Here is a 23606-nt window from a genome sequence, read left to right as displayed (position 1 = left end):
AACTATTTAAGTTTTCTATCTTCTTCCTTAATTTTTAAATCATTAATACTTGCAAATCGTTTTTTCATCAGCCCGTTTTCATCAAATTCCCAGAGTTCGTTTCCGTAGGCTCTATACCATTGGTCGTAAATATCTTGAAATTCATACTCAAATCGTACGGCCATTCTATTTTCTCTAAAACCCCAAAGCTCTTTTTTAAGCTTATAATTCTTTTCGTTTTTCCATTTTTGGGTTAAAAAGTCTACGATTTCCGCTCTACCATTTATGAATTGGGTTCTATTTCTCCATTTGGAATCTACGGTATAGGCTTTTGAAACTTGTACGGGGTCCTTTGTATTCCAGGCATCTTCTGCCATTTGTACTTTGAGTTTTGCAGTTTCTTCGGTAAAAGGGGGTAGCGGATATTTTTTCATTTTTTCAATTTTTATTGCGGTTAATGTACATCGGTGGAATCATTTAAGACCCAATCTCCTTTTATTAGCCTAGTAACATAGCAATTATCTGCTTCTTGAATCAGCATTGCTTTTTGCTCTGGCGTTATGTTTCCTGAAATTTTAATAGCGGAATTTACTTCCGTGGTATAGTTGCCCTCGGTATTTCTTTTTGTTATTTGAGAAAGTTCCGCATCTATATTTTCTATTTCGATATTCTTGCTTCTGGCTATATTTCTAATAGTCGCCACCTTGCACATAGCGATACCTGCCAAGACAAGTTCTGTAGGTGTCATGCCCAAATCAGTTCCATTTACCTTTTCAGGTTCGTCACCTACTATGCTATGCCTACCATTTGTGATGATGGATTGGTAGCCTGTGGGTATGTTCTTGATATTAATTTTTGTTGCCATTTTTACAAAATTGGTGTTTAATATTCCGGATGCTTATCGAGGAAAACTTTCAAAACAAACGTTACATAAAGGTTTTACAGTCTTTGCCGGTATTTGTATACTTTTTAAATTTTGCTCAACATATGTTGTGATCCACCCCTTTTTTAGTTCCATATCTTTTGGGCTTTCAGATTTTAAGGCATTATAAAAGTGCCCCCATATTCCTGTCTTCCCCAGCAATTAGGACAAAACCCTTCCGGTGATTTTTCTTTGGTATGGTTTGGATTTTTTCTTAAAAACTGAATTATGTTGTTTAATGAATTCATTTTTTTGGCTTTAAAATTTAAAAAGGGAAGTATGCAAATGCCCACTTCCCTTAAAATATTATAATGTTTGCGCTATTGGGAAATCTACGGGTACTTTAGTAAGATTGTGTAAATAGTTCATTGCGGTTTTATCGCTCACCTGAAGAATGACATCTACGAGGTGCTCCTTGGTATAGCCCTGGGCGAAGAACTCATCAATCTTTTCCCCACTTGCTTTGCCTCGGTTCAAGGTTATATCAGCTGCTAATTTTACTAAGGCATCCAATTTCGCGTTGCTGCTCTTTCCTTTTCGAATGTCCAATAATTGTTCATCGCTAAACCCATTCATTTTTCCCAAAACAGTATGTGCACTTTGGCAATAAGCACATTCGTTTACCTGACTTACAATTAGGTTTACCGCTTCCTTTTCTTTATTGGATAACGATGTTTTTGCATTCTGGTAATCTAAAAATCGTTTAAGGCCATTATCTGAATACGCTATGGTGGCATATAGATTTGGCACAAAGCCCAACGCTTTGTTTAGATTGTCAAAAATCTCTTGATTGATTGGAGATACTTCTTCTCGAGTTGGAACATTAAATTCTGTTGCGGTTACATTTTCCATTTGATTATAATTAAAATTGTTTGTCATTATTGACACTGCAAAGTTGAAGCAAATGGTAGTTGCTTAAAATGGATGATCTTCCCCAATGAATGGATAATTTTCCTTAAGCTTTAAAGTTTGTCAACCCAAGTTCTTTTTGACTAAGAAATCTTACAACCTTGTTATTCCTTAAGCTTAAGGAATGTGAAATCTTTTTCTTAGGCTTGCCTTTATAATACTAAGGATACTCAGGGATATTTAATGAATAATTCGATAGAAAACTGGCTTGATTCAAATTGAATCAAACAAGGGAGGCTATCAAACAAAACATCACTATTTATATAACCTCTTCCGTTCAAATTGACTGAAGTTTTTTCCTTTAATATTGAATTTTTTTAAAAATGCATTTTCATACCTTCATGGCTGGCTTTAAATCCAAGAGATTCATAAAACCGAATGGCGTCTGGACGTTTTTTGTCTGTGGTCAACTGTAATAGATGTGCATTACGCTCCTTGGCTCTTTGGAAGGCCCATTCAAATATAATTTTACCTATTCCCAAACCTCGATGGTCCTTGTGTACGCGTACCCCTTCAATTTGTGCGCGAATGCCTCCTTGGTAGGTTAAGTATTGTAAATATGATAATTGCATAGTACCAACAATTTCAAGCTTATCATTTTCTACTACCATGAGTTCTTGATTTTCATCAGAGTTAATATTTTCAAATGCGCTATAATATGGTTTTGGCAATGGTATCCTAAAATCTTCTCTTGTTTTACCTAATTCATCATCTGCTATCATTTCTACAATTAGCGGAACATCAGATATTGTTGCTTTTCTAAAGTTCATCTTTAATTTGTTTTAGCGAGTTTCTATTTTTCAATTTCTGATGCTGAATTTTTTACTTATTCTTTAATTGATGTAAACACATGTGCAAAGTTGGGTAGGGTTTTCCAGAAGCATCCAATTCAGAGCGTTTAATAGTTTCAAACCCAAAATGTTTGTAAAATCCAACAGCTTGCTGATTCTGTTCATTTACGTCTACTTTTGTCACTTTCAAAAAGTCTACAGCATAAATCAAAAGTATTTTTCCTATTCCTTTTCCTCTAAAGTTAGGATGAATAAAAAGCATTTCAAGATTATGATCAGCTACTCCTAAAAAACCAATTATTTTTTTATCATTATTTCTTATGCACTTCAATTCAACGGCATCTAAATAAGTGTTTAGAATTAGAGGCTTAAAAAATTCAATATCATCTTCTTTGAGAAAATGATGCGTTGCCCGAACTGAAGCTTCCCAAAGCTCTACGACTTCTTGATATTCATTTTTATAGATGTTATCTATTTCCCACATCGTTTTTAATTTTTTCTTTAATAGGTTCAAATTCTAACCAATAAATATTGCCCTCATTTTCATTTCCTCTATGAAAAAATAAATACTTGCCATCTAATGAGACATTTGCTGCCATTTCAGTTTGTTCAGTGTTTACTTTAGGCCCTAGATTGTAAGGCTTTGTCCATGTTCCATTTTTGTTAAAGCTGATGTACAGATCACTTTCCCCAAAGCCTAAATCACTCTTATAATCATAGATGAGATAGCTTTCGTCTGGAGCAATGTATGAGTGGGCGACCCATTTTCCAGTGCCATTTATTGCGTTACTCATTCTATCAATACTTTTGTATTGACCTTCTTCTTTCTCAGAGTTGTATATCACCCAATCTTCGGGTTTGTCTCCTTTTTCTCCAGTTGTGAAATATAGGTTCTCATTTTCTGAAGAGGTTAAATACATGATGATGAATTTGTCCATAAATGGATGTTCTAATGGAACAGGATTGCTCCATCCATTCTGAGTTTTCGTACTATACCATTGGTGAAGTCCATTTGATTTTAAAGAGTCTGGTAGTGGTCTTGTACTTCCAAAATATAGTTTGTCTCCTTTAGGACTAATATGAGGCTCAAAATCCCAGCCTTCAGTTGCTGTAAAAAATGCGGGCTCTGGATTAGACCACTTGCCATCAACCATTTTCATAGTATAAATTTTATTGTCCTCTTCAGGTTTCCTACGTGTAAAATAGAGTTCATCCATTTCTGGAGTAAATGTGATTGCAAACTCATAACTATGGGTAGAGATAATACCTTCACCAAAAACCAGAGGCTTATTTGTTGGAATGTTCGCATCTAGCAACATTAAATTTGATGTGGCTCCTTTTTTACAAGAAAATGAAAGGAATGCGAAGAATAAGAATGTAAAGTATGGTACTTTCATGATTTTAATTTTGTGAACAACACATTTTTCGCCCTGCTGCTCGATACTTCAAAACCTCTCACATCATTAGACGAGTTTCTTACAATAACTACTTTTAGAAAAGATCCTTTATTACCGATGAAATAGTCATTTTTGATTGCTTTTAGTGGAAAGTTCCCAAGTCTTGTATGTTTTGCTATTAGCTGGTCTTCTTCAATATAAAACGAGTAATAGGCGTTTAACTCAGAACTGTAATACCTTCCTGTAAATTCTTCAAGTGTCGTTGCAGTGTAATGTGCAGGCACATATTTTTCCGTATAAATCTGATAGCCATCATCCAAAGTGATAATCATCTGGTTGTTTGCAAAGGAGATACCCACATAGTCATCAATATCCAGTTCAAAAGCATGTTCGTCCACGGGCACTAAAGTAGTAGTTCCATTCTTTGTAATGAAACGTAAGGTGTCGTTTTCTACTTTTATTTCTCTTGAATAGCTATCTCCTTCATCCCAATAATGGCCTTCATAACGTCTTAACTCCGCAGGTGTTTTTGAAATTGGTTTTTGATGGGTCAATTTTTCTTCAGTTGGTTTTTTGGTCGCTTCATTGCCTACATATTGTTCTAAACAAATGTCCATGATATCATACACCATTCTAGCACCATTGATTTCGCCATTTATATTGGTGAAAATCACGCTCAAGTTCAATTCTGGAAAAGTAGCCAAATAGGCTTGATAGCTGGCATCTTGGCCACTATGTTCTATACGTTTGAATCCCTCGTAGGTATTGATAAATAAACCATTTGCGTAGCCATAGGTTTCCCCATTATTTAAGTGCTTTAGGGTTTGCATTTTATTAAAAATCGCTTCGCTACCTACTTTTTTTGTGTCATAGTTAATGGCCCATTTACTCAGATCTGTAATTGTCGTGTTCAAATTGGTAGCGCCAACGCTGAAATTATTAAATAGATCTTCCACATAAATTGAATCGACTTTGTAATATGAAAGACTTTTGTTTTTAACAACCTGTCCTTCTTGATCAACGAATTTAGAATCCTCCATTTGTAGCGGTTCAAAAATGCGCTGATGCGTAAATTCTGCAAAGGACATTTTCGATACACGCGCCACTATTTCGGCCAACAGTGCATAGTTAGCATTGCTGTACATATGTTTTTCGTTGGGCTTGAAATTTAAGCTCTCTTGATTGAAAATAAGCTCTAACACCTGTTCATTTGTAATGACATCATTTAGCGTCCAGCCTGAAAGGCGTAATAGGTTATACTTATCTTTTAGTCCACTGGTGTGATTTAACAAATGGCTAATGGTAATTTTAGGCTCAAACTTATGCATCTCGGGCAGGTAGATCCTAATATCATCTTCTAAAGACAGTTTTCCTTCATCTTCAAGTAAGAGTATGGCAAACGCGGTAAATTGTTTAGATACGGAAGCCACATGAAAAGAAGTCCCTTTATGAATCGGTATCTCATAATCAAGATTGGCCATTCCAAAGTACTTTTCATATATCAATTCATTTTTCTGTACAAGACCAATTGCAACGCCTGGTTCGGTCTCATTATAACCACTTAACAGGCTATCGATTTTTATGGCTGTGCGATGGGTGTTGATTTCCTCAATATTGTTTTGAGCAGATGTTTTGATAGCACATAAAATAAGAAGAAGAATTACCCTTGATTTTAAATTTGTTTCCATGTTATATTAATTATTTCAGACAATTCTAAAGCCCTTTTAACCATCTATTGTTAAGTTTTTCACCATGATTATGAGTTTTAAAATAAAGTATTGATAATAGTATAAAACCCACTCCAAACCCAACAACACCTATATTCAAACCCAGAATGGTTTTTTCACTTCCATCTAAGTATTTCATTGAACCGCCATATAAATTTTGAATGCTATAAGCAATTAAAAATCCACCAGTAACAAGCATACTTATTAGTACGCTTGTTTTTAGTTCTTTTTTTACCCAAACTAACCAAAGGCAGAATATGCCGATTGAAGAGTTGGTAAGAAGTTGCCAAACTTCATGAATTTTAGCATGTGGAGTCCAATCTGGATTAAACACATGTGTGTCATTAATTTCTAGAAATGGGACGGCCACAGCATACAAAAGGATAACGAACGAAATTGTACTCTTTTTTAATATCATTTGATTCCTTTTCCCTAATTCCAAATACCAGTTGCAGCAGTTTCTCTAGCATAGGTTTCAAAATCTTTAGCGGGTCTACCTAGCACTTTGGCAACATCATTAGAAACTTCTTGGTTATCTGGATTTCCCAGTACTTCTTTGAATAAATAACCGAAGAGCCAAACATAGGAATCGGGCAAGCCTGCTTTTCGCATTCCCTCCTTAAACTCATCTATGGAGATGGGTACAAATTGGATGTGCTTATGAGAAGCTTCTGACATAATAGCAACCACCTCCTTAAAGGTTCTTTTTTGCGGTCCGGTAACGGTTATGGTTTGTCCGTTGTACGAATCATCGACTAGTACCTTGGAAACGACATCGGCAATATCATCTGCATCCACGAAAGGAATTTCGGCCTTTGGCATGGGTAGTGCAACTACACCGTCAAGAACAAAATCTAAAAAAGCACCTTCACTAAAATTTTGATTGAACCAAGAAGCTCTAACCAAGGTGTAGTTTAAACCTGAATTGGCAACGATATCCTCACAGGCTTCAGCCTCCGTCTCTCCTTTGCCGGATAATAAAACTACTTTTTCCAAACCAGCTTCCAAGGCTTTTTTGGTCAGTGTAGTAATAGCATTTCTGGAGCCAGGTACGGCCAAATCTGGATAATAGACAATGTAGGCCCTGTCCATGTCCTTTAAAGCCGCGTCATAGGTTTCAGGATTTTCCCAATCAAAGGCAGGAGTTGTATTTCTACCCACAACTCTGATGTTATGACCAACTTCCTTTAAGTTTTTTGCTACTCGACGTCCGGTTTTTCCGGTTCCTCCGATAACTAAAATGTTTTCTGTTTTCATTTCTGTTTGTTTTAAATTGATATTAATTGTGTGAAACTTTTGATATTGTTCTTTTACTCCTAACATTGATGTACCAACAGAGGTACGTGGTTACTATAAATTCCAAACCAATGAACCAAAAACCGAAGTTGACAAAGAAGTCATAATAGGTACCGCCATAGGGCAATATGGTAAAGGGAACAGTTATTAATGCATCCAAAATTGCCGATATACCAAAGAAAATAAGCCCTATCCATAGACCGTGTGTAGTAATGTCTTTTTTGAAATACAGTTTGGAACAAAACCAAACCACGGGTATTATGATTATTGACAGCCATATATTGGCTTGTTTTTCAGAATCTTCTAGAATGGGTAGATAAAAGGATAGTGCATATAAATTCACTCCGATTATCCAAATAAGTAGTCCGAATCCAATAGTTCTTGTTAGTTTCATGATTGTTCGTTTTTTGATTGATGAGTTGTCTTATTTTGAGTAAAGAATTCCCATGATTAAGAGCACAAAAGCACTAATAGAGGAGATTGTTCTTATGGTATGCCAGCGGTTCCAAGGCTGTTCAAATTTGTTTCTAAGTTCTTGCAATTCAATTTTTGAAAGTTCCTCTAGATGCGATTTGTCCAAAACTTCATTTAAGGGTACGTTACCCAAAATGGTGACCAAACCTATTCCCGCAAAGAAGAGTAGTGCTGCTATTAGAAATAGCCAAAAGCTGGTGTTGTTTTCCTTAAATAGATAAGTGTTAAGAAAGAGCAGTAAAACCGGTCCAAAAAATACAATCATAAATTTCCAATTAATTATGGCTCTATTCATTGATTGAAAAGATTTTAAGAAGGTTAGATTGTCTAGACGACCAATCCCGGGTGTTACGGCATTGGACCAAGTAAAGCACAAGCCAGCTGTAAGTCCCGTAAATAGTATGCCGAGAACTAACACTATAAATTTTAGTTTAAATTCCATGGGTTAAAGTTTTATTGGATGGTATCCAGGTTAATAATTCTAGATACTCGGAAGCGGTGAGTTTTATATTTTTGCCTTTCTCATAAGCATCCATTGAATGAACTGTAATGGATGTTATCATTATTACTAAAAGTTTTACTAAGGTGACCATCGTTAATTTGATTTAACTAATTTGATGATACAAAGGTGAGAAGTGTTCAAAAGGGATTTTTGACACTTAAAGACAATGATTTGACATTTTACGCCAAATGGTAAGTTTTAATTGGGTTTTCTAAATTCTGATGGTGTTAGGCCCGTCCATTTTTTAAATGCACGATTGAACGCACTTTGCTCGGAAAAACCTGTTAAGAAGGCGATTTCGCCTATGCTTTGATTCGTATTGCTCAGCATATCCATTGCGATGGTTTCCTGCGTTTTTTTAATTAAGTCCCTGTAGGTGACACCAGCTTCAGACAGTCTTCTTGTCAGTGTACGGTTACTCATAGCCGTAAGGTCGGCAATATAATGAATACTGGGAATTCCAGTAGGAAGTGCATCTTGAATTAATAATTCAACATCTTGTACAAATTTATTACTCTGGATCTTGATGCCCTTGGTCTCCTCATCAACCTGTTTTAATAAATATTCATTGATGCTTGCATCTGCCTTGGCTGTCCTTAAATTAAGGTCAATGGTTCTATAACTTATCGAATATTGGGGTTGATTGAAGTTTATCTTACATTTGAAAGCTTCGGTAAAGCTGGTTAAGTCTTTGGGAGGATTATGTTTAAAGCATACTTCTACAGGCCCTAATTTTTTTTCGGACATTGCCTGAATCACGACTACGGTAGCGGACAAACTAGCTTCAGAAGATAGTTGCATACCTCTTTTATGGGCTTCCCTGTTGAGAATTATTTGGGAAATAGACGCTCCCTCCTGGACTTCCCAATTATAGGTATTGGAAAGCAACTTAAAGTAGCGCTCGCTTCGATCAAAAATTTCCCTAACTCTAGAACAGGTTCTCCATGATAACCCTAGAACACCATAATCATCTATTTTCATCTGCTGACCTACTCTAATGGCAAACCCAGGTTTAAGTTTTTGATTTAGTAATTCATGGGCTCTTAGATGTTCATCGGCTGAAACAAATTTTAAACTTTCGGCATCTTCCGGTGAAATGGTCAAATCTTTTAAATCCTTGCTGGTTAAACCTTCGGCAATAGCACAATTAAGAATTTTTTCATAAAGACGAACAGAGAAGTAATTCATTTTGTGTCAGCACTAATAACTTCATTATTTAATTTTTGGTAGACATGCCCTTCGCTAAAAATTACTATGGCTAGTATAGGTTCATAAAAAAAAGAATCTATTGATTTTTTACTCGTAGATGCTTCTTCCAATTATATGGTACTATTCTTTAAGCCAATCATTAGGCGTTTCTCACCAAAAAACCATTAACATGGATTTCCATGATTATTTCGGGCAATCGGTTCCTTTGCCATTCTGACTAACCATACTGACAAGATAGTAATAAGGATTTAAAATAGGTATTACATGATAAAATAAAGAGGGATAGTAGAAGTTCATTTTCGGCGGGAATAGATGGCATCATTTATTTTGGAATTATTGAATCGTGTTTTCAAACGAAAGTTTTAAATACTTAATTTAGAAGAAATTGTAATTTGTTTTGAACTTTGAGACCTCATATCAACTAATTCTTGACAATGTCGGTAGGTTTATTGATTTGACCGAGCTTGAAAAACAGAAGTATATTTCCCTACTGACAGAAGTCAAAGTAAAAAGAAAGACTTTTTTGATGCAGGCCGGCGATATTGCGCAATACGAATACTTTATAACCAAAGGTTGTTTAAAGGTCTATACTTTGGATGAAGATGGGGCGCCCCACATCTCCATGTTTGCCGTTGAGGATTATTGGACAGGGGACATGGCCAGTTTTATGACCAAGGAACCATCCCGTTATTTCATCAAGGCTAAGGAAGATTCGGAATTGTTAGGTATCTCCAGAGCGAATTATGACCTGCTTTTTCAAGAGATACCAAAATTCGAGCGGTTCTACCGCATATTGTACCAGAAATCACTCATAAGTTATATAAGGCGATCCAACCATGGTATATCACTTACCGCAGAGGAAAGATATATCGAGTTCAAAAGGAAATACCCTAAAACCGTCAATCGAATTACCCAGAAGGACTTAGCAGGCTATATTGGCATTACTCCTGAATTTATGAGTAAGATTATCTCCAAGGTCAACAGAATGTAAAAGTCTTAAACTAGTTCATTTTTTTTCATGTGTTCCTGTCGGAATTTTGAAGCATGAAAAAAATAGCAATCACCTTTTTACTGATAATTCTTGGATTTGCACAGCACTTAAATGCGCAATTCACCCAAGTAGAACTGTTTTCAGGTTTTGATAAAACGGATTTCACCCTGTATTCCAGTTATCCGATTAATGAAAAGAATACGCTAAGTATTGCAACGCTTGCTTTCTTTCAAAAATTCAATAAAGAAGAAAATGAAGGATTAGATGAAGTGGGCGTTCAACCTAGTTTATTTTGGAACATCAACAAAAACATTGCCGTTGGTCCATCTTTATACTACAACAGTTTTGCCGGTTATTCAGAACGCCTATCGGCAAAGCTCACACTAAAGAACTCACGCATATTATTCGTTCTTATTCCTACGGTTGCCCGTTCCGAGCAAAAGAATGCTGGCTATGCGGAAGCGTTTTCACAAATCCAATTCAGTGTACCTATAAACGATAAGGTTTACCTATGGTTAAACGGGCAGTTTTTAACGGTTTGGGACAAGTTTAAAACACACTCCAGGAGTTTTCAGCAATTACGTGCAGGAGTGTCATTCAATGGGCACCAATTTGGTGTGGGTGTGGACTTTGACCAGTATGGGCCAGAACCAATTAAAAAATCATCCTTCGGTATATACTATCGAAAAACTTTATAAACAATTTAAATCCAAAACAGTATGAAACATTTAGTAAAAACACTTTTAACAACGAATCCGAATATTGGGTTTAGCATTGCACGATTAGCGCTTGGCTTGGTCATATTTCCACATGGAGCCCAAAAACTCTTGGGACTTTTTGGAGGTAATGGGTATTCCGCAACCATGGATTTTTTCACCACACAAATGGGATTACCAAGTTTTGTGGCCTTTTCGATTATCATAATCGAATTTTTTGGGTCCATTTCACTTATTCTAGGTTTCCTCAGTAGGTTTTGGGCTCTATCACTTGCTGGAATGTTTATAGGTATCATTTACACGACGCAGTTAGAACATGGTTTTTTTATGAACTGGTTCGGGAACCAAGCAGGTGAGGGGTATGAATATTCCCTTCTGGTAATCGGTCTGGCCATGACCATACTGGTCAATGGCAGTGGAAAATGGTCAATAGATACTATAATCGCTAAAAACCAATAATCATGAAAAAGATAATCACAATAACAGGAAGCAATAGTCAAAAATCCATTAATAGGTGTTTACTATTCTATACCGCTGATATGATGGAAAATACTGAAATCATTTCAATTGATTTGAACAATTATGTCCTACCCATATATGGTGTTGATTTTGAAGCCGAAAATGGTATACCGACGGCAATAAAAAGATTGGACGAGCTATTGAATATGGCCGATGGTTTTATGTTATCCCTGGCAGAACACAATGGATCTTATGCATCGGTATTCAAAAATACCTTGGACTGGTTGTCTCGTGTGAACGGGAAGGTTTGGAGGGAGAAACCGATGCTGTTAATGGCAACCTCGCCGGGGGGAAGGGGAGGAGCAACAGTATTACATGCGGCAAGTACTTACTTTCCCTTTATGGGAGCCAGTATCACGGATACCTTTTCATTGCCCTCCTTCTATGATAATTTTACCAAAGGGGAAATCAGCAATGAAAGCTTGAAAAAGGAGCTTGCTACCAAGCTTCATAAATTTCAGAAAACAATTTGACATTGATTATAAAACTATTGATGTAACACTATTGTATTTCTTTCGTGTTATTAGTGAAATTCAAAACAATCAAACAATCAAAACAATCAAAACAATCAAAATAATCAAAAAATGAAAAAATCAATTTTAAGTATCCTCTTGTTAGTACCAATCATGCTTCTCTCCCAAACCAACGATGTCCGAAAAAAAGTTTTAATGGTGGTTAGTAGCTACGGAAAAGATATGGGAGCAGTGAGACCTGGTTATGAGTTTGATGAGTTCTCACAAGCTTACCTGGTATTTAAAGCCAACAATTTAAAAGTCGATGTAGCTAGTCCTAAGGGCGGAAAAGTCGAACCTGACCAATACAATAAAGACAAGCTTTACAATCAGAAGCTTTTAGAAGATCAAGAAGCTTTGAACTTATTAAACAACACCAAGCCTACGACTAGCGTTAGCGCCGAAGACTACGATGCTATTTATATTGTTGGGGGTAAGGGTGCTATGTTTGATTTACCTTTTGATCCTTCACTTCAAGATATCATATTGAATCTTTATAACCGAGAAAACACCGTAATCGCTTCAGTGTGTCATGGACCAGCAGTATTTGCGAATGTCAAGAATGATGATGACTACATAATCAAAGATATCGCATTAACCGGTTTTACAAATGTGGAAGAAGAGCTTTTTGGTAAAAAATGGGTAAAAGAGTTTCCATTTAGTTTAGAAGACCAGTTAACCTCAAGAGGAGCAATTTTTCAGCAAACCGATTTTATGTTGTCCAAAGTGGTGGTATCTGGAAAGTTTGTTACCGGTCAAAACCCCTTTTCAACAATAAAATCAGCTGAAGCGGTCGTTGCATCTTTGGGGCTTGTACCTGTTGAGAGAGAACTGTATAAAGACGAAAGAAGTGCCTATCTGATTCAAGACCTTTTGAACAAGACAAAAACCTTAAAATGGGCGGAAATGGAACTGTCTAAAAACGAAACCAACTATGATGTTCCATTGATTGCTGTCTATGGATATTATAAAATTTTATCATCCGCAGAAAACGAAGAAGGTTTAATAAAAGGTGTGGAATTGGTGGAACTGACTGCACCCTATTTTTTTAATGAAAACCTACAACTCCTATTGGCCAAAACTCATATGACATTAGATAATAGGGAAAGGGCAAAGCAAATAGCAAACGAATTGATTTCGAAAAATTTATTAAAGAAGGAAGCGGAACAATTACTTGTAGCGTTGAACTGAGATAGATTGTTCGGCAGCTTACTCACCCTAATTTGAATACCTGTAAAGTAACCGGATATCAATTTTTTGGGAAAAAGCTACTTTAAGAATAATGCTTTAGCTCAACTTCCTTCAAATATAAAAACTAAAAAAATAAAAAGGTTAAAAACAATGGCAAGTATAAAAATGATTCGGCTTACCGGGTTATTGTACCTATTGGTCATCATCTTTGCGGGGTTTGGCCAAGGGTATGTTCGGGGTATCCTTGTTATCCCAGAAAACCCTGTGGAAACTGCAAGCAATATTCTTCAAAATAAAGGACTGTTTCAATTAGGGATGACGACCGACTTGTTGGCATTTCTTTTAGATGTGGTGATTGCCATACTATTGTACAAAATCTTCAAACCCTTCAATGCGACTTTGGCCATGGTATCCTCTGCATTTAGGATTGTAGCCCATCCGGCCATTGGAAGTCTTAATTTATTGAATCACTATATGGCGCTAAAAGTACTCAATACTGAAACCTTGCCTGGTTCATTCGAGACAACCCAAATACAGCAAATAAGTGCCTATTTTATGGAAGCCCATCAGTATGGCTATCTCATTGCAGGAGCCTTTTTTGGGGTGCATTGCCTTTTACTGGCCATACTTATTTACAGGTCCAATGTTTTTCCAAAAGTGTTTGGAGGATTGTTGTTGGGATCCGCCGCAGGCTATCTCATAGAAACTTTCGGGAATTTTAATGCTCCGGGCTACGAAGGTTATACTGCATTGTTTGTAGGTGTAGCTGCTGCACTCGGAGAAGTTGGGTTAACCTTTTATATACTTTTAAAAGGCACTACAGAATCTTATAAAAATTTAAAAGAAAAAACATTATGAAAACTAATATCATCAAGCAACTAGTATCCGCAGTCATCGTGATACTGTGCTGTCATCCATCATATACACAGGTAGCCGAAAAGATAGAAATGACGCAAGATTGGCAATTATTGGGATTGGGAAAACAACATATACTAAAATCAAATATTCTACAAGAAGAAAGGCCCATAATTATTTCATTGCCTTTAGGTTACAAGGATACCGATGCAACGTATCCGGTTCTATATGTATTGGATGGCCTACAAAATATAAAGCACACGGTGGGTACTGTGGAATTATTAACGGAATCAGGCTTGATATCGCCTTTGATCATAGTGGGGATAGAGAGTTTGGACAGAACAAAAGATTTAACCCCATCCAAAGCTGGGCAGAATGTTCATGGTGGTGTTGGAAACGCTGGTATACCTCAAAGTGGCGGTGCCCCTAAATTTCTTGAGTTTTTAGGTGAGGAATTGATTCCTTTTATGGATACCAACTACAGAACACATCCCTATCGGATTTTGGAGGGTCATTCTTTGGGAGGTCTGTTTAGTGTCTTCACACTCATGGGAAGACCCAATCTATTTGATGCGTTTATTGTGGAAGCTCCAGAGTTGTGGTGGAACAAAGAAGAGATGACGGAAAAGGGAAAAAGCTTTTTTAAATCAACTAAAAATTTGGAAAAAACGATATACTTCGGAATTGGTGGAGGAGACGGTTGGGGAATGCGTCAGGAATTAATCAGGTATGTTGAGGTGATAGAAAAGCACCCACCAAAAAACTTTAGGTGGAAACATGAGGAGGCGGGAGATGAAGGCCACATGGCTTCCAGGTTGCTGTTAAACTACAATGGTTTAAGGTTTTTGTTTTCGGACTTAAAATTAGAGGAAGCTTTGAAGGATAACTTCAATGATACGGACTTTCTAAGCGCAGAGGAACAACTGAAAAACAAGTACGGAAAACGGGTGAGAAGACCCGCGGAGGACTATATGGACCTTGTTTCGGAATTGGTTGACAAAGGGAATGAGCTTGGTGCGATTACCGTACTCAAAAGAGCTTCAGGAGCATATCCTATGTACATTGGATTGTTGACCTATTTGGCACGATTGTATGAGAAAACCGGTCAGAAGGAAAAAGCTATAGCCACCTACCTTCAAGGGGTTGAAGTCTCCAAAAAGTACAAGCAGGGACAAGAGAAGGATTTAATGGTGGAGATTAGAAGACTGAGAGAAACAAATAAATAAACATAATTCAAAAGGGCAAAATGATATCAGAATCAAACGTATGGTTGCCTGAGTTCTTATTATTTCATTAAACCTAATTGATTTCGCATACAGCACAAATTGAAACAATAAACAAGTATAAACCTTAAATAAATAAAGATGAAAAGAACATTTTAGGCAATAGTAATAATGCTACTTTTTATTGCGTGTAAGGATACTAAAAGCGAAAAGGGAAAAATTTTGATGATAGTATCAAACATGGAAGACATGGGAGACCCTGAAAAGCATTTTGCAGGAAACAACCTATGGGAAGTAGCACCCCCATATCACGTTTTTGTGTCACATGGATATGAAGTTGATTTTGTTTCACCTACGGGTGGAAACGTACCTTTTTCCATTGACCCTATGGGAATAAGTAGCTACACCATTAAATATGAGAATTTTAAGGACAAAGTTGAAAGTTCATTGACACCTGATGAAATGGACTTCAAAAATTATAAAGCTGTTTTTATTGGAGGAGGTTATGGACCCTTGTTTGATGTTGCCAACAACGAGAGTTTGGTGTCCATCATTGCCCAAATTTATGAAAATGGTGGAGTAGTGGGAGGTTGCGGACATGGCCCTGGTGCTTTGGCCAATGTAAAACTTGGTAGTGGCGAATATATGGTCAAGGATAAAAAGGTGACCGGATTTCCAAATTCTACGGAGGTGACCAAAAGTTGGGCTAAAGAAGGGACCTTATTACCTGTAATGCTTGAAGATCAGTTACGGAAAAATGGCGCCCTTTTTCAGACTAAAAATGACTTAAACGATAAACACGATGTGGTACTAGATTCAAGAATCGTTACTACCATGTTCTTACCTTCGTCCGCAATAGTGGCAAAAGAAATGATTGTTGAATTGGAAGGGAACTGATTTGAGGCAATAGGTGGAGGCTATGGTCATGACCCTGACTAGGTCAATGAAAGCCGGATTTAGATTCCAGTAAGCGAAATTCATCTAAGCGGCTGTCTGTACTTTTAACGTAATTGGATTTTTATTCATTCATCAGCATACAGGTCCACATCAGGCCACTCGACTCTGGTACCGATTTCATTTTTGGTACTGGATTTTCTTTTTTTAGTTTTGAACCGATCCTCCTTTAGATTGGGTTCTCCCTCTATTTTTTTGATGAGTTCAGAATTGTCATAGTAGAGATTTAATCACATGGGAAGCAATTGGTGCCGGTTGTTGCGAAAAATGGACTAAACTTTTAGTGTTAGTTTTTGGTCTTTAAAGTATTGGCGCCTCCCTTGATCTGTCTCTGTCTGGTGAACTTCCCGGTCTCGGGATTTCTAAAGGAATAATAAACATACCAACGTTTTTTCAAAGCGTCATTTTGTTTTTTGCTGGATAGGGTGGACCACTTGACGATATCTACCCCCCCCCCCCCAGTATAAATCTTTGGCTCTGAAAAATTAATTTTCCTGCGAAAAACGTATGCCTTTTTGTATTCGTTTTGTAAAAGTGGGAAAATAATGGACATAAAAAACGGTCTGTGGGTACACAAACCGTTGATTCTCTAGGCCTTGGCCTTTGTAGCGGGAACTGGACTCGAACCAGTGACCTTCGGGTTATGAGCCCGACGAGCTACCTACTGCTCTATCCCGCGGTTTTATAACTCTTTAATTAACAGCGAGTTAATAATCGCTTAAATCTTATAAACTACATACGGCGTATGCGGTTTTATATACGGTAAAAGTATCATAAAAAAGTTTTGTTTCAAAAGATTCGTATAGATTTTTTAGAAATAATTATGCCACCTTCACTTGTGGGTAATCATGGCGACATTAATTTTATTTCAGACAGAAGTTCTGTTTACGACCTCCGAAAAGGAGGATTCTTAAAATTTGGGTTAATACTCCAATTTATCTCTTTCAGCACGATCATCCATTCTTTTGGCGTCTATCAAATATCTTTTTGATAACCTCTGAAGTATTGCCGCAACATTCGGATATTTTGATTTTATCCTTAAAGCTAATTTTTCGAAATACATAGCTTTATCACGTTCTATGTCGCCACCTTCAAAGGCACCCCTTGAGGAAAAACTTCTCTTGTTGCTGGTGGCACTTGAAAAATTTCTTTTTAAACTATCCGTATTTATTCGCTCGATAATTTCGCAAATTTCATCGGGCGGCCATTCCATACCAGTTTCCGGATACTGAGCCAGACTTTGCCCTATTTGCGCATCAGCGACCTCGATACGATCTGCTTCCTTGGCTAAATGTCTTGCACGATCGATCCAACTCAACAATTTATCCTTATCGATGGTTCCGTCTGTTTCAACCCCAGGAATACCTTTCCATGAGCTTAAAAGCTGATAGGCTTGTTTTGCACGCTCCTGAATATCCGGATCCGAAGTATCTTTTGCTTCGGCCTCTGCTCTATCATTATCTTTCGGTCTATAAGCCCACTTTAACAATTCAATAAAGAAATCTGAATTTTCAGTAAGTTCTTTATGAAGAGTTTTGGGACTTCTATGGGCGCCATATCTTGCCAATACAGGAAGGTACAACCATTCTAAATTTATTAGCTTTTGGTGCTCAACATCATTCCTTGCATCAAGAACCTCGAAAATTTTGGAGAGTTCATATTCCCTGAAATTAACTTTTTCATTCGCCTTGACTAACGCCGTTTTCTCTAATAGTTCTACCAACAAATCCGATGGGATGTCCTCGAAAATTGTATGTGCACTATTGATGATTGTAAAAAATCTTTTGAAATATATCAGCCGGTTTGTACCGTATATTTTTTCTTTTTGGCTTAAATTATGAAATCTAGGTAACATGTTGACCCAATATTTTTCGACTAATTTGTCGTTAGTGTTATCTATAAAATCCCAAAGTTCTTTCGATTGATCCAATGGTATGAACAAATGCGCCAACTGTTCATCGATAAAATCTCCTTTTATTTCTTCATAAAATTCCAAAAGCCACTCAAAACCATTCTCATTAACTTTAAAGTATATATAACTGTGCACAAACCATTCTTCAAAATCTCCTGTTTTCAAAAGTTGTAGTACTGTCAACACAGATCCATGACTATCCGTTATATTAGCCAACGCCTTGCCAAAACTCCATTTCTCCTTAACGTCGGAAGCTAATTCAAGAGTTTTTACAATGCCCAATTCCTTCAGAATAGCCTTCAAACCCTTTTCTCTTTCTTCGTCAATTTTTATTTCCTGTGTATTATAGCGATCGACCGCTGCATCGTTAACATCTTTAAAGCCCTCTGGAAAATGAGGCCAGTGGTCATTAAAAAGCCATAGATGTTTTTTGACGGTATTCTGAGGCTCTAGTTTTTTATAGAGGACTTCATAATCAGCCAATACTTTTTCCGGCAACGCCCAATCGGTTTCGGGGTGTGACCGATGATGGTTTAGGATTTCCCTAATCGCATCCCACGTAACAAATCTGTTCCGTTTTAAATCTGGAATACTCTGATTCGCCAATTCAATAATTTTAACCCTATCAGGCGGGGAAAGTTTCACAGAATTTTTTATCAGCTCGGACAATCTCTCATCGGAGTTGTCAAAAATTGAAATAAGTAAATCGACGACAGTAGAATATGTGCCAAAGATTTCATCATAGGTGTACGTAAGATTGACATTCTCGGCAAACAAACGCCATCTCATTTTGTGAGTGGGCTGTGCAACCCCCAAGCTATCTGGCAGCATACTCAATAATAGTACCCAACCTAATTCTTTTTCCTCAAATACCGCCCTTTTCAAAACATCCATTCTTTCGGAAAAATCAGCTAGGGTCTGATAGTGCCATGGCTTATAAATTTCAGCAAGGCTATTGATAGGTCGATTGGATAAATTTCCACCGGGATCCAATTTGGATAACTTTAATAACAGAACGGTTGTTTCATACAAGTATTCAGGAGCCCAAGCCAATCCCTCCAATGCCCATAACAAACCGGTATGATTACTATTCTTATACAAGAACCCTTCATGCTCCTCGAACATTTCCATTATTGGGGGCGGGTCCATAGACAGGGATTTATCGACCGAATTAAGGAAAACCTCTGGGGAAGCTTCCGAAATTAGTGGTAATTCATGATCCAACGATATCCAAAGTTTTCCGTCCGCATCATTAAGCAATCGACTTAGTAGTCCATCCACCCAATCTTGTGGCATGGCAAGCTGGGGAATTTTAAGACTTTTCCCAAAGTGTGCTATCAGTATCAAAGACTGTATCAAGCCTTCTCGCGCCCAACCAGAAAATTTTTTCTCTCGACTTAAATATTGCACTTCAGAAAATAACGGATTAGCATCCTCTATATCGGGATTTCCATTTTGAAAAGCCTGTAGAAAGCACTGCCCTAAAAGTTTTAAGTCTTCTTCCTGTAGTACAGGTGCCAATTGCGTCCATGCATCCAGCGGAGAGAGGAGCCTCCAAGTTTCGCCTATTTGAATTATCGGAGATTCATCGATATCCCTCCAGTATGCTATGACTTTAATATAGTCGGCATAGGTCTGACCCGATAGTTGTTCCAGAAGCTCCCTATCTCCAAGGTGGTTTTCGTTCCATCTGCCGAGCAGTAGTGCTGGTACTATATCTCGGATATCTTCCTTATTTAGCCACTTTGCGGACAAATGTGGAAAACCTATCAATCTTTTTAGAATTGTAATGTTGCGACCTGATTCCCTAGAATACTTTACTGCATCCTCCCTTGATAGGCCCATATCAATTAGACTAGCTACTTGCCCATCTTTTTCAATAGTTGGCAGCACAATGGTATCTTGATTGAAGGAATCATCCCCTCCAAGCGGAACAAGCACATGATGACCTTTGGCTATTGCCGCATAGAGGGGTTGGGTGTCTTCAAATCTTGGTATTAGGTTGAGAGCTGTCGTGTTAATACGAATACCTCTATAATTCCCTTCAGTATCGACCAATAGGGTTTTAGAAAAGAATCTCTCGTTCAGTGATGGTTCAAACTGTTTCGCACAAGCTATGATGAAGGCAATCGCTTCTCCTTTGGTCGAAGCCTTAACACCTTTAATTGCAGGACTGTCATTTAGAAAATTCGCCAATAATTCCATTTCCTTTTGTCGGCCCGAGGTAACCGTCTCAGGAGGTAGAATTCCAGCCGGTCCTGAAGACCATTCCTCCCAATATTCATCAGCCGTAACAATACCGTCCATAGGGTATTTTCCGATGTAACTTGAGAACCATCTGGCAACCGCCATAGTTGAATCCAACCATTGTGCTAAATCAGAAGAATCGTATACCCTTATATCTTTCCATTTCTTTTCGGCAATCTTTTCCTGTCTCCATTTCTCTTTGAACTTCCAAAATCTTGGTGTTACAAAAACAAAAGTGGATTGGTCTATGTCATAACCCAAGGGATCGCCAGTTCGTTTGGTATATTCCTTTTCTGCTTTGCCCTTGACATTTGAATCTGTCCCAAATTCCCATAATGAAATTCCATCGGGAACATGGTTTCCACAACCCGAACATTTGACAACTCCGTCCCAACCTCCAACGGTCACGGCACTTCCGAACGGAATATCAACGAAAGTCGTATTCGGTGTAGAGGCCCTTATCAAACGCAACATCAAGTAGGGCAGATAGCCCATGGAATCATAGGTGTCTGCCCAGTTTTCTAGATTTTTTCTATCTATTAATTGCATTCGCCAATATTTTTTCGCAATAGTAAATCTCAATGACCATTAAAAAATGGCAGGAACTTATTCATTTGCTATTAGTAAATTTAAGAAAGTATATTGGCATGCTGGTTTATGTTTTGCACACTGATTGAAATATCAATATTATTATTCAAAGAACACGTACATTACTTATGAGAAAAACTGTTAACACTTGGCTAAAGATTGCTGATAAAGATTTGGAATCTGCCTTTATACTGCATCAAACAGGACATTTTAGAAACTCTTATTTCCTGTTCCAACAGGCAAGCGAGAAAGCCAATAAAGCGGCGGCTCTTTTCTCCGGCGATTTTACAGAAAAGGAAGTCGAGGAAGCCTCCCACAATCAATTTAAAATCCCCAGAAAAATTATGGTGCGAAAAGAAGAAAAAATGAAGGCTGCAATAGGGCTTCTTGAACTCTATCCCATGCCAAAAGATATAGAGCCTTTTTCTAATGAGGGTTTTGCCAAACACTACAAATCAATTTCGGATGGTATTCGTCTCATAGATAGTTTGAAAAATTACGATTTGGTTAATTTTACATTGGAAGACCTCGATGGCTATCTAGAATTGCTAAAAGGGTTAAAAACTATAGAATATAAGTTTCCGGAAAATAACAATTCAATACTTAGATCGCACTTGCAGGCCATGGCAAAATACTTTGGCCAATTTGGTACGGTAGATGCTTTAGAAACAGAAAAGGAAATTATGGATTTGCTTGCGGATAAAAATAAATCGCAGAGCTTTTTTCAAAATATAATACATCGTTTAATACCAATTCAATTGGATTCTATATTTATAGATTATGCGTTGTACTTCTGTGCTCTATTGACCATTCAACATAGTTCTATGACAAGATATCCCAAAAACGGAATCAATCCAGAGAGCATTTACATCAAAGAACTACCAATTGTACAAAAACAATTGGATTTTATGGAATTGTTAAAGGAGGCGATACTTCGTTTGGAGAAAATGAATGCGAATAAACAAGTGTTACAAAACTTGTTTTCGAACCTTAAAACTACTCAATAATAGAAATGCCATTTCAAAGATCAATAAAAGTAGCTTTTGACAAAACTTCAGGAGAGATTCTTGAAGCGGATGATGTCTTTGACACAGCTAAAAATTCATTTGAACTTCGCAAGCGGTATCATATGGATGAAGTAGAACTTTACTGTTGTGAGTGTGACCAAAAATTGAATGTTTCCAATAGCAAGTATGATAGACTACATTTTAAGCACCAACCAAATGCGCCGTACTGTTATTTAAAAGAAGCCAACCTATCGCAAGAGGAAACAGACCAAATGGCACAGCTTTATCGGGGAAAAGAAAGTGCAAGACATAAGACACTCAAGAACAAAATAGCCGAAAAACTTTCCAACATAGGTGGTGTTCATTCTATCTGCGTAGATGATACCTTTATTTACGATGAGAATGAAAAACGCAGGCCCGATGCGTATTGTAAATATTTGGACAAAGAACTAGTTTTCGAGATACAACTATCCGACCTATCCCTGCGTTATATCTATGACCGCCATGATTTTTACCAAAGGAAAGGGATCTTTCTTATTTGGATATTGGATGATTTTGATGTTCATGGCCAGCGACAAATGGAACGCGATATCAAATATCTTACGGATTTTCAAAACTTCTTCAAACTGGATGAAGACTCAGAACCTTTTAGATTGCTGTGTACGTACAAATATCCATTTCTAACAGATGATAATAAATTACTCAGCAAATGGATAGAAAAATCGGTCAGCTTGCAGCAACTCAAGTTCAGTATTGGATCTTGTCAGGTTTATTATTACGACTATGGGGAAAAACTAAAGGTTAGAGAGAAGGAACATGCCAAACTTCTTGAAAAGGAAAGGCAAGAGGAAATCAAAAATCAAGAGCTTCGAAGAAAGATAGTAGCGGAAGAAAAAGCAACCTCTATAATAGAGAATCTCCGATTCTTATGGAAAAACAAAAGTTATAATTTTTCTTCCATCGAAGAACAAATGGAAAATTTGGACGAATTTGAACTATCGATATTAAATGAATCCGATGCTTTTAAACCTAATGATGGTCAACCAAGAATCCACCATTGGTTTTCAATAGCAAAAAAAGGTCATATGGGTTTTTTGGAGCATATGATTGATAGTTCATATTTGGAAATTGACTTAAACGAAAAATCCAAGGACAATAAAACGCTTCTTACAACAATTTTTGAAAATAACGCTATTGAGCATAAAATGTGGCTTTTAAGGAAACTTGTCCGAAAAGGATATATGTTAAAAAAAGAGGACGAAACAATATTAGCCCAAATCGAAACCGATATTATTGAATACGAATCGACATTATTAATGTTTCGATTGGCAAATGTGCTTAATAGTAGTTATATAATCGATGAACTTTTCGAACATAAACCCCTTATTTGCATAATTGAAAGCGCAAAAAGAGATGAGATTATTGGCTACAGATATCAAAAAAATCAATGGATAGCCTTTGCAAACAATGCCATACATAGTTATGCCGACTATTGGAGTTACATCGAAAAAGCCTTTAAGAGCTATGGTATTTGGGAAAAATTGATGCTTTTGGACAAAAAGAAAACCTTTCAAAAAAAGTTGGCAAAGTTCCATGCTACAAATCCAAAACAGAAAATTGATTGCATACCCTTGCTAAATGCTCTATATCCTGAATTGAAGAAGGAAGAATCTGAATGGTAATTA

At 37.1% G+C, this 23606-nt stretch carries 24 protein-coding genes and 1 tRNA gene; 10 read left to right on the top strand and 15 right to left on the bottom strand.

The window, feature by feature from the left end:
* Positions 1–2 precede the first annotated feature (2 nt).
* The 12 genes from PP182_RS09860 to PP182_RS09805 form a co-directional block, all read right to left on the bottom strand.
* On the bottom strand, positions 3–413 hold the full coding sequence (locus PP182_RS09860) for a nuclear transport factor 2 family protein (protein WP_272651076.1): 411 nt from the start codon (positions 411–413) through the stop codon (positions 3–5).
* Positions 414–433: 20 nt separating this feature from the next.
* Positions 434–844: an OsmC family protein gene (locus PP182_RS09855; protein ID WP_272651075.1), complete on the bottom strand. Its 411-nt coding sequence runs from the start codon at positions 842–844 to the stop codon at positions 434–436.
* 363 nt (positions 845–1207) lie between these two features.
* Entirely contained in the window at positions 1208–1753 is a 546-nt protein-coding gene (locus PP182_RS09850; protein ID WP_272651074.1) for a carboxymuconolactone decarboxylase family protein, read from the bottom strand.
* Positions 1754–2127: 374 nt separating this feature from the next.
* Complete coding sequence (locus tag PP182_RS09845) at positions 2128–2580, bottom strand: GNAT family N-acetyltransferase (protein ID WP_272651073.1); 453 nt, start codon at positions 2578–2580, stop codon at positions 2128–2130.
* 52 nt (positions 2581–2632) lie between these two features.
* Positions 2633–3085, bottom strand: a complete 453-nt coding sequence (locus PP182_RS09840; protein WP_272651072.1) for a GNAT family N-acetyltransferase — start codon at positions 3083–3085, stop codon at positions 2633–2635.
* The gene (locus tag PP182_RS09835; protein ID WP_272651071.1) at positions 3069–3998 is read right to left on the bottom strand and encodes a hypothetical protein; all 930 of its coding nucleotides are present in this window, start codon (positions 3996–3998) and stop codon (positions 3069–3071) included. Before PP182_RS09835 ends, PP182_RS09840 begins: the two co-directional genes overlap by 17 nt.
* The gene (locus tag PP182_RS09830) at positions 3995–5686 is read right to left on the bottom strand and encodes a serine hydrolase domain-containing protein (RefSeq protein WP_272651070.1); all 1692 of its coding nucleotides are present in this window, start codon (positions 5684–5686) and stop codon (positions 3995–3997) included. The genes PP182_RS09835 and PP182_RS09830 overlap by 4 nt, the downstream gene beginning before the upstream one ends.
* A 25-nt stretch (positions 5687–5711) precedes the next feature.
* Entirely contained in the window at positions 5712–6143 is a 432-nt protein-coding gene (locus PP182_RS09825) for a hypothetical protein (protein WP_272651069.1), read from the bottom strand.
* A gap of 14 nt (positions 6144–6157) precedes the next feature.
* Positions 6158–6982 carry an NmrA family NAD(P)-binding protein gene (locus PP182_RS09820; RefSeq protein WP_272651068.1) on the bottom strand — a complete coding sequence of 275 codons (825 nt, stop codon included), beginning with the start codon at positions 6980–6982 and terminating at the stop codon, positions 6158–6160.
* 22 nt (positions 6983–7004) lie between these two features.
* The gene (locus tag PP182_RS09815; protein ID WP_272651067.1) at positions 7005–7415 is read right to left on the bottom strand and encodes a DUF5367 family protein; all 411 of its coding nucleotides are present in this window, start codon (positions 7413–7415) and stop codon (positions 7005–7007) included.
* A gap of 30 nt (positions 7416–7445) precedes the next feature.
* A complete protein-coding gene (locus PP182_RS09810) occupies positions 7446–7937 on the bottom strand; it encodes an anthrone oxygenase family protein (protein WP_272651066.1) in 492 nt (163 codons plus the stop codon).
* A 258-nt stretch (positions 7938–8195) separates the two neighbouring features.
* Positions 8196–9185 carry an AraC family transcriptional regulator gene (locus PP182_RS09805; RefSeq protein WP_272651065.1) on the bottom strand — a complete coding sequence of 330 codons (990 nt, stop codon included), beginning with the start codon at positions 9183–9185 and terminating at the stop codon, positions 8196–8198.
* Positions 9186–9603: 418 nt separating this feature from the next.
* Here PP182_RS09805 and PP182_RS09800 point away from each other — a divergent pair, with 418 nt between their 5' ends.
* The 8 genes from PP182_RS09800 to PP182_RS09765 all read left to right on the top strand — a co-directional run bounded on the left by PP182_RS09800 (position 9604) and on the right by PP182_RS09765 (position 16110).
* The gene (locus PP182_RS09800) at positions 9604–10197 is read left to right on the top strand and encodes a Crp/Fnr family transcriptional regulator (protein ID WP_272651064.1); all 594 of its coding nucleotides are present in this window, start codon (positions 9604–9606) and stop codon (positions 10195–10197) included.
* Positions 10198–10250: 53 nt separating this feature from the next.
* A complete protein-coding gene (locus PP182_RS09795) occupies positions 10251–10895 on the top strand; it encodes a hypothetical protein (protein ID WP_272651063.1) in 645 nt (214 codons plus the stop codon).
* A gap of 21 nt (positions 10896–10916) precedes the next feature.
* On the top strand, positions 10917–11372 hold the full coding sequence (locus tag PP182_RS09790) for a DoxX family protein (protein ID WP_272651062.1): 456 nt from the start codon (positions 10917–10919) through the stop codon (positions 11370–11372).
* 2 nt (positions 11373–11374) lie between these two features.
* The gene (locus PP182_RS09785) at positions 11375–11905 is read left to right on the top strand and encodes an NADPH-dependent FMN reductase (protein WP_272651061.1); all 531 of its coding nucleotides are present in this window, start codon (positions 11375–11377) and stop codon (positions 11903–11905) included.
* A gap of 111 nt (positions 11906–12016) precedes the next feature.
* The gene (locus tag PP182_RS09780; RefSeq protein ID WP_272651060.1) at positions 12017–13135 is read left to right on the top strand and encodes a type 1 glutamine amidotransferase domain-containing protein; all 1119 of its coding nucleotides are present in this window, start codon (positions 12017–12019) and stop codon (positions 13133–13135) included.
* Between the two features lie 150 nt (positions 13136–13285).
* Entirely contained in the window at positions 13286–13993 is a 708-nt protein-coding gene (locus PP182_RS09775; RefSeq protein ID WP_272651059.1) for a DUF4386 domain-containing protein, read from the top strand.
* Positions 13990–15216, top strand: a complete 1227-nt coding sequence (locus PP182_RS09770) for an alpha/beta hydrolase-fold protein (protein WP_272651058.1) — start codon at positions 13990–13992, stop codon at positions 15214–15216. Before PP182_RS09775 ends, PP182_RS09770 begins: the two co-directional genes overlap by 4 nt.
* Before the next feature lie 222 nt (positions 15217–15438).
* A complete protein-coding gene (locus tag PP182_RS09765; protein ID WP_272651057.1) occupies positions 15439–16110 on the top strand; it encodes a type 1 glutamine amidotransferase domain-containing protein in 672 nt (223 codons plus the stop codon).
* 343 nt (positions 16111–16453) lie between these two features.
* On the opposite strand, the gene PP182_RS09760 is transcribed toward PP182_RS09765, so the two are convergent.
* From PP182_RS09760 to PP182_RS09750, 3 genes are all read right to left on the bottom strand, one after another.
* On the bottom strand, positions 16454–16720 hold the full coding sequence (locus PP182_RS09760) for a hypothetical protein (protein ID WP_272651056.1): 267 nt from the start codon (positions 16718–16720) through the stop codon (positions 16454–16456).
* 53 nt (positions 16721–16773) lie between these two features.
* Positions 16774–16846, bottom strand: a tRNA-Met gene (locus PP182_RS09755).
* Between the two features lie 243 nt (positions 16847–17089).
* Complete coding sequence (locus PP182_RS09750; RefSeq protein ID WP_272651055.1) at positions 17090–20875, bottom strand: hypothetical protein; 3786 nt, start codon at positions 20873–20875, stop codon at positions 17090–17092.
* A gap of 167 nt (positions 20876–21042) precedes the next feature.
* Here PP182_RS09750 and PP182_RS09745 point away from each other — a divergent pair, with 167 nt between their 5' ends.
* Positions 21043–21921, top strand: a complete 879-nt coding sequence (locus PP182_RS09745; protein WP_272651054.1) for a HEPN domain-containing protein — start codon at positions 21043–21045, stop codon at positions 21919–21921.
* A gap of 5 nt (positions 21922–21926) precedes the next feature.
* Positions 21927–23603, top strand: a complete 1677-nt coding sequence (locus tag PP182_RS09740) for a DUF6035 family protein (protein ID WP_272651053.1) — start codon at positions 21927–21929, stop codon at positions 23601–23603.
* Positions 23604–23606: the final 3 nt, after the last annotated feature.

Origin of the sequence: Maribacter sp. PR1 (genome assembly GCF_028464145.1) — a bacterium.
Lineage (GTDB): Bacteria > Bacteroidota > Bacteroidia > Flavobacteriales > Flavobacteriaceae > Maribacter.
This window is presented reverse-complemented; position numbering and strand designations above follow the sequence as displayed.

Coding starts and splice junctions, on each gene's coding strand:
- PP182_RS09810 (WP_272651066.1), bottom strand. CDS start 7,937: ATGGAATTTAAACTAAAATTTATAGTGTTAGTTCTCGGCATACTATTT.
- PP182_RS09825 (WP_272651069.1), bottom strand. CDS start 6,143: ATGATATTAAAAAAGAGTACAATTTCGTTCGTTATCCTTTTGTATGCT.
- PP182_RS09765 (WP_272651057.1), top strand. CDS start 15,439: ATGATAGTATCAAACATGGAAGACATGGGAGACCCTGAAAAGCATTTT.
- PP182_RS09760 (WP_272651056.1), bottom strand. CDS start 16,720: ATGTCCATTATTTTCCCACTTTTACAAAACGAATACAAAAAGGCATAC.
- PP182_RS09790 (WP_272651062.1), top strand. CDS start 10,917: ATGAAACATTTAGTAAAAACACTTTTAACAACGAATCCGAATATTGGG.
- PP182_RS09805 (WP_272651065.1), bottom strand. CDS start 9,185: ATGAATTACTTCTCTGTTCGTCTTTATGAAAAAATTCTTAATTGTGCT.
- PP182_RS09840 (WP_272651072.1), bottom strand. CDS start 3,085: ATGTGGGAAATAGATAACATCTATAAAAATGAATATCAAGAAGTCGTA.
- PP182_RS09860 (WP_272651076.1), bottom strand. CDS start 413: ATGAAAAAATATCCGCTACCCCCTTTTACCGAAGAAACTGCAAAACTC.
- PP182_RS09770 (WP_272651058.1), top strand. CDS start 13,990: ATGAAAACTAATATCATCAAGCAACTAGTATCCGCAGTCATCGTGATA.
- PP182_RS09815 (WP_272651067.1), bottom strand. CDS start 7,415: ATGAAACTAACAAGAACTATTGGATTCGGACTACTTATTTGGATAATC.
- PP182_RS09775 (WP_272651059.1), top strand. CDS start 13,286: ATGGCAAGTATAAAAATGATTCGGCTTACCGGGTTATTGTACCTATTG.
- PP182_RS09740 (WP_272651053.1), top strand. CDS start 21,927: ATGCCATTTCAAAGATCAATAAAAGTAGCTTTTGACAAAACTTCAGGA.
- PP182_RS09820 (WP_272651068.1), bottom strand. CDS start 6,982: ATGAAAACAGAAAACATTTTAGTTATCGGAGGAACCGGAAAAACCGGA.
- PP182_RS09795 (WP_272651063.1), top strand. CDS start 10,251: ATGAAAAAAATAGCAATCACCTTTTTACTGATAATTCTTGGATTTGCA.
- PP182_RS09745 (WP_272651054.1), top strand. CDS start 21,043: ATGAGAAAAACTGTTAACACTTGGCTAAAGATTGCTGATAAAGATTTG.
- PP182_RS09845 (WP_272651073.1), bottom strand. CDS start 2,580: ATGAACTTTAGAAAAGCAACAATATCTGATGTTCCGCTAATTGTAGAA.
- PP182_RS09850 (WP_272651074.1), bottom strand. CDS start 1,753: ATGGAAAATGTAACCGCAACAGAATTTAATGTTCCAACTCGAGAAGAA.
- PP182_RS09780 (WP_272651060.1), top strand. CDS start 12,017: ATGAAAAAATCAATTTTAAGTATCCTCTTGTTAGTACCAATCATGCTT.
- PP182_RS09750 (WP_272651055.1), bottom strand. CDS start 20,875: ATGCAATTAATAGATAGAAAAAATCTAGAAAACTGGGCAGACACCTAT.
- PP182_RS09785 (WP_272651061.1), top strand. CDS start 11,375: ATGAAAAAGATAATCACAATAACAGGAAGCAATAGTCAAAAATCCATT.
- PP182_RS09830 (WP_272651070.1), bottom strand. CDS start 5,686: ATGGAAACAAATTTAAAATCAAGGGTAATTCTTCTTCTTATTTTATGT.
- PP182_RS09835 (WP_272651071.1), bottom strand. CDS start 3,998: ATGAAAGTACCATACTTTACATTCTTATTCTTCGCATTCCTTTCATTT.
- PP182_RS09855 (WP_272651075.1), bottom strand. CDS start 844: ATGGCAACAAAAATTAATATCAAGAACATACCCACAGGCTACCAATCC.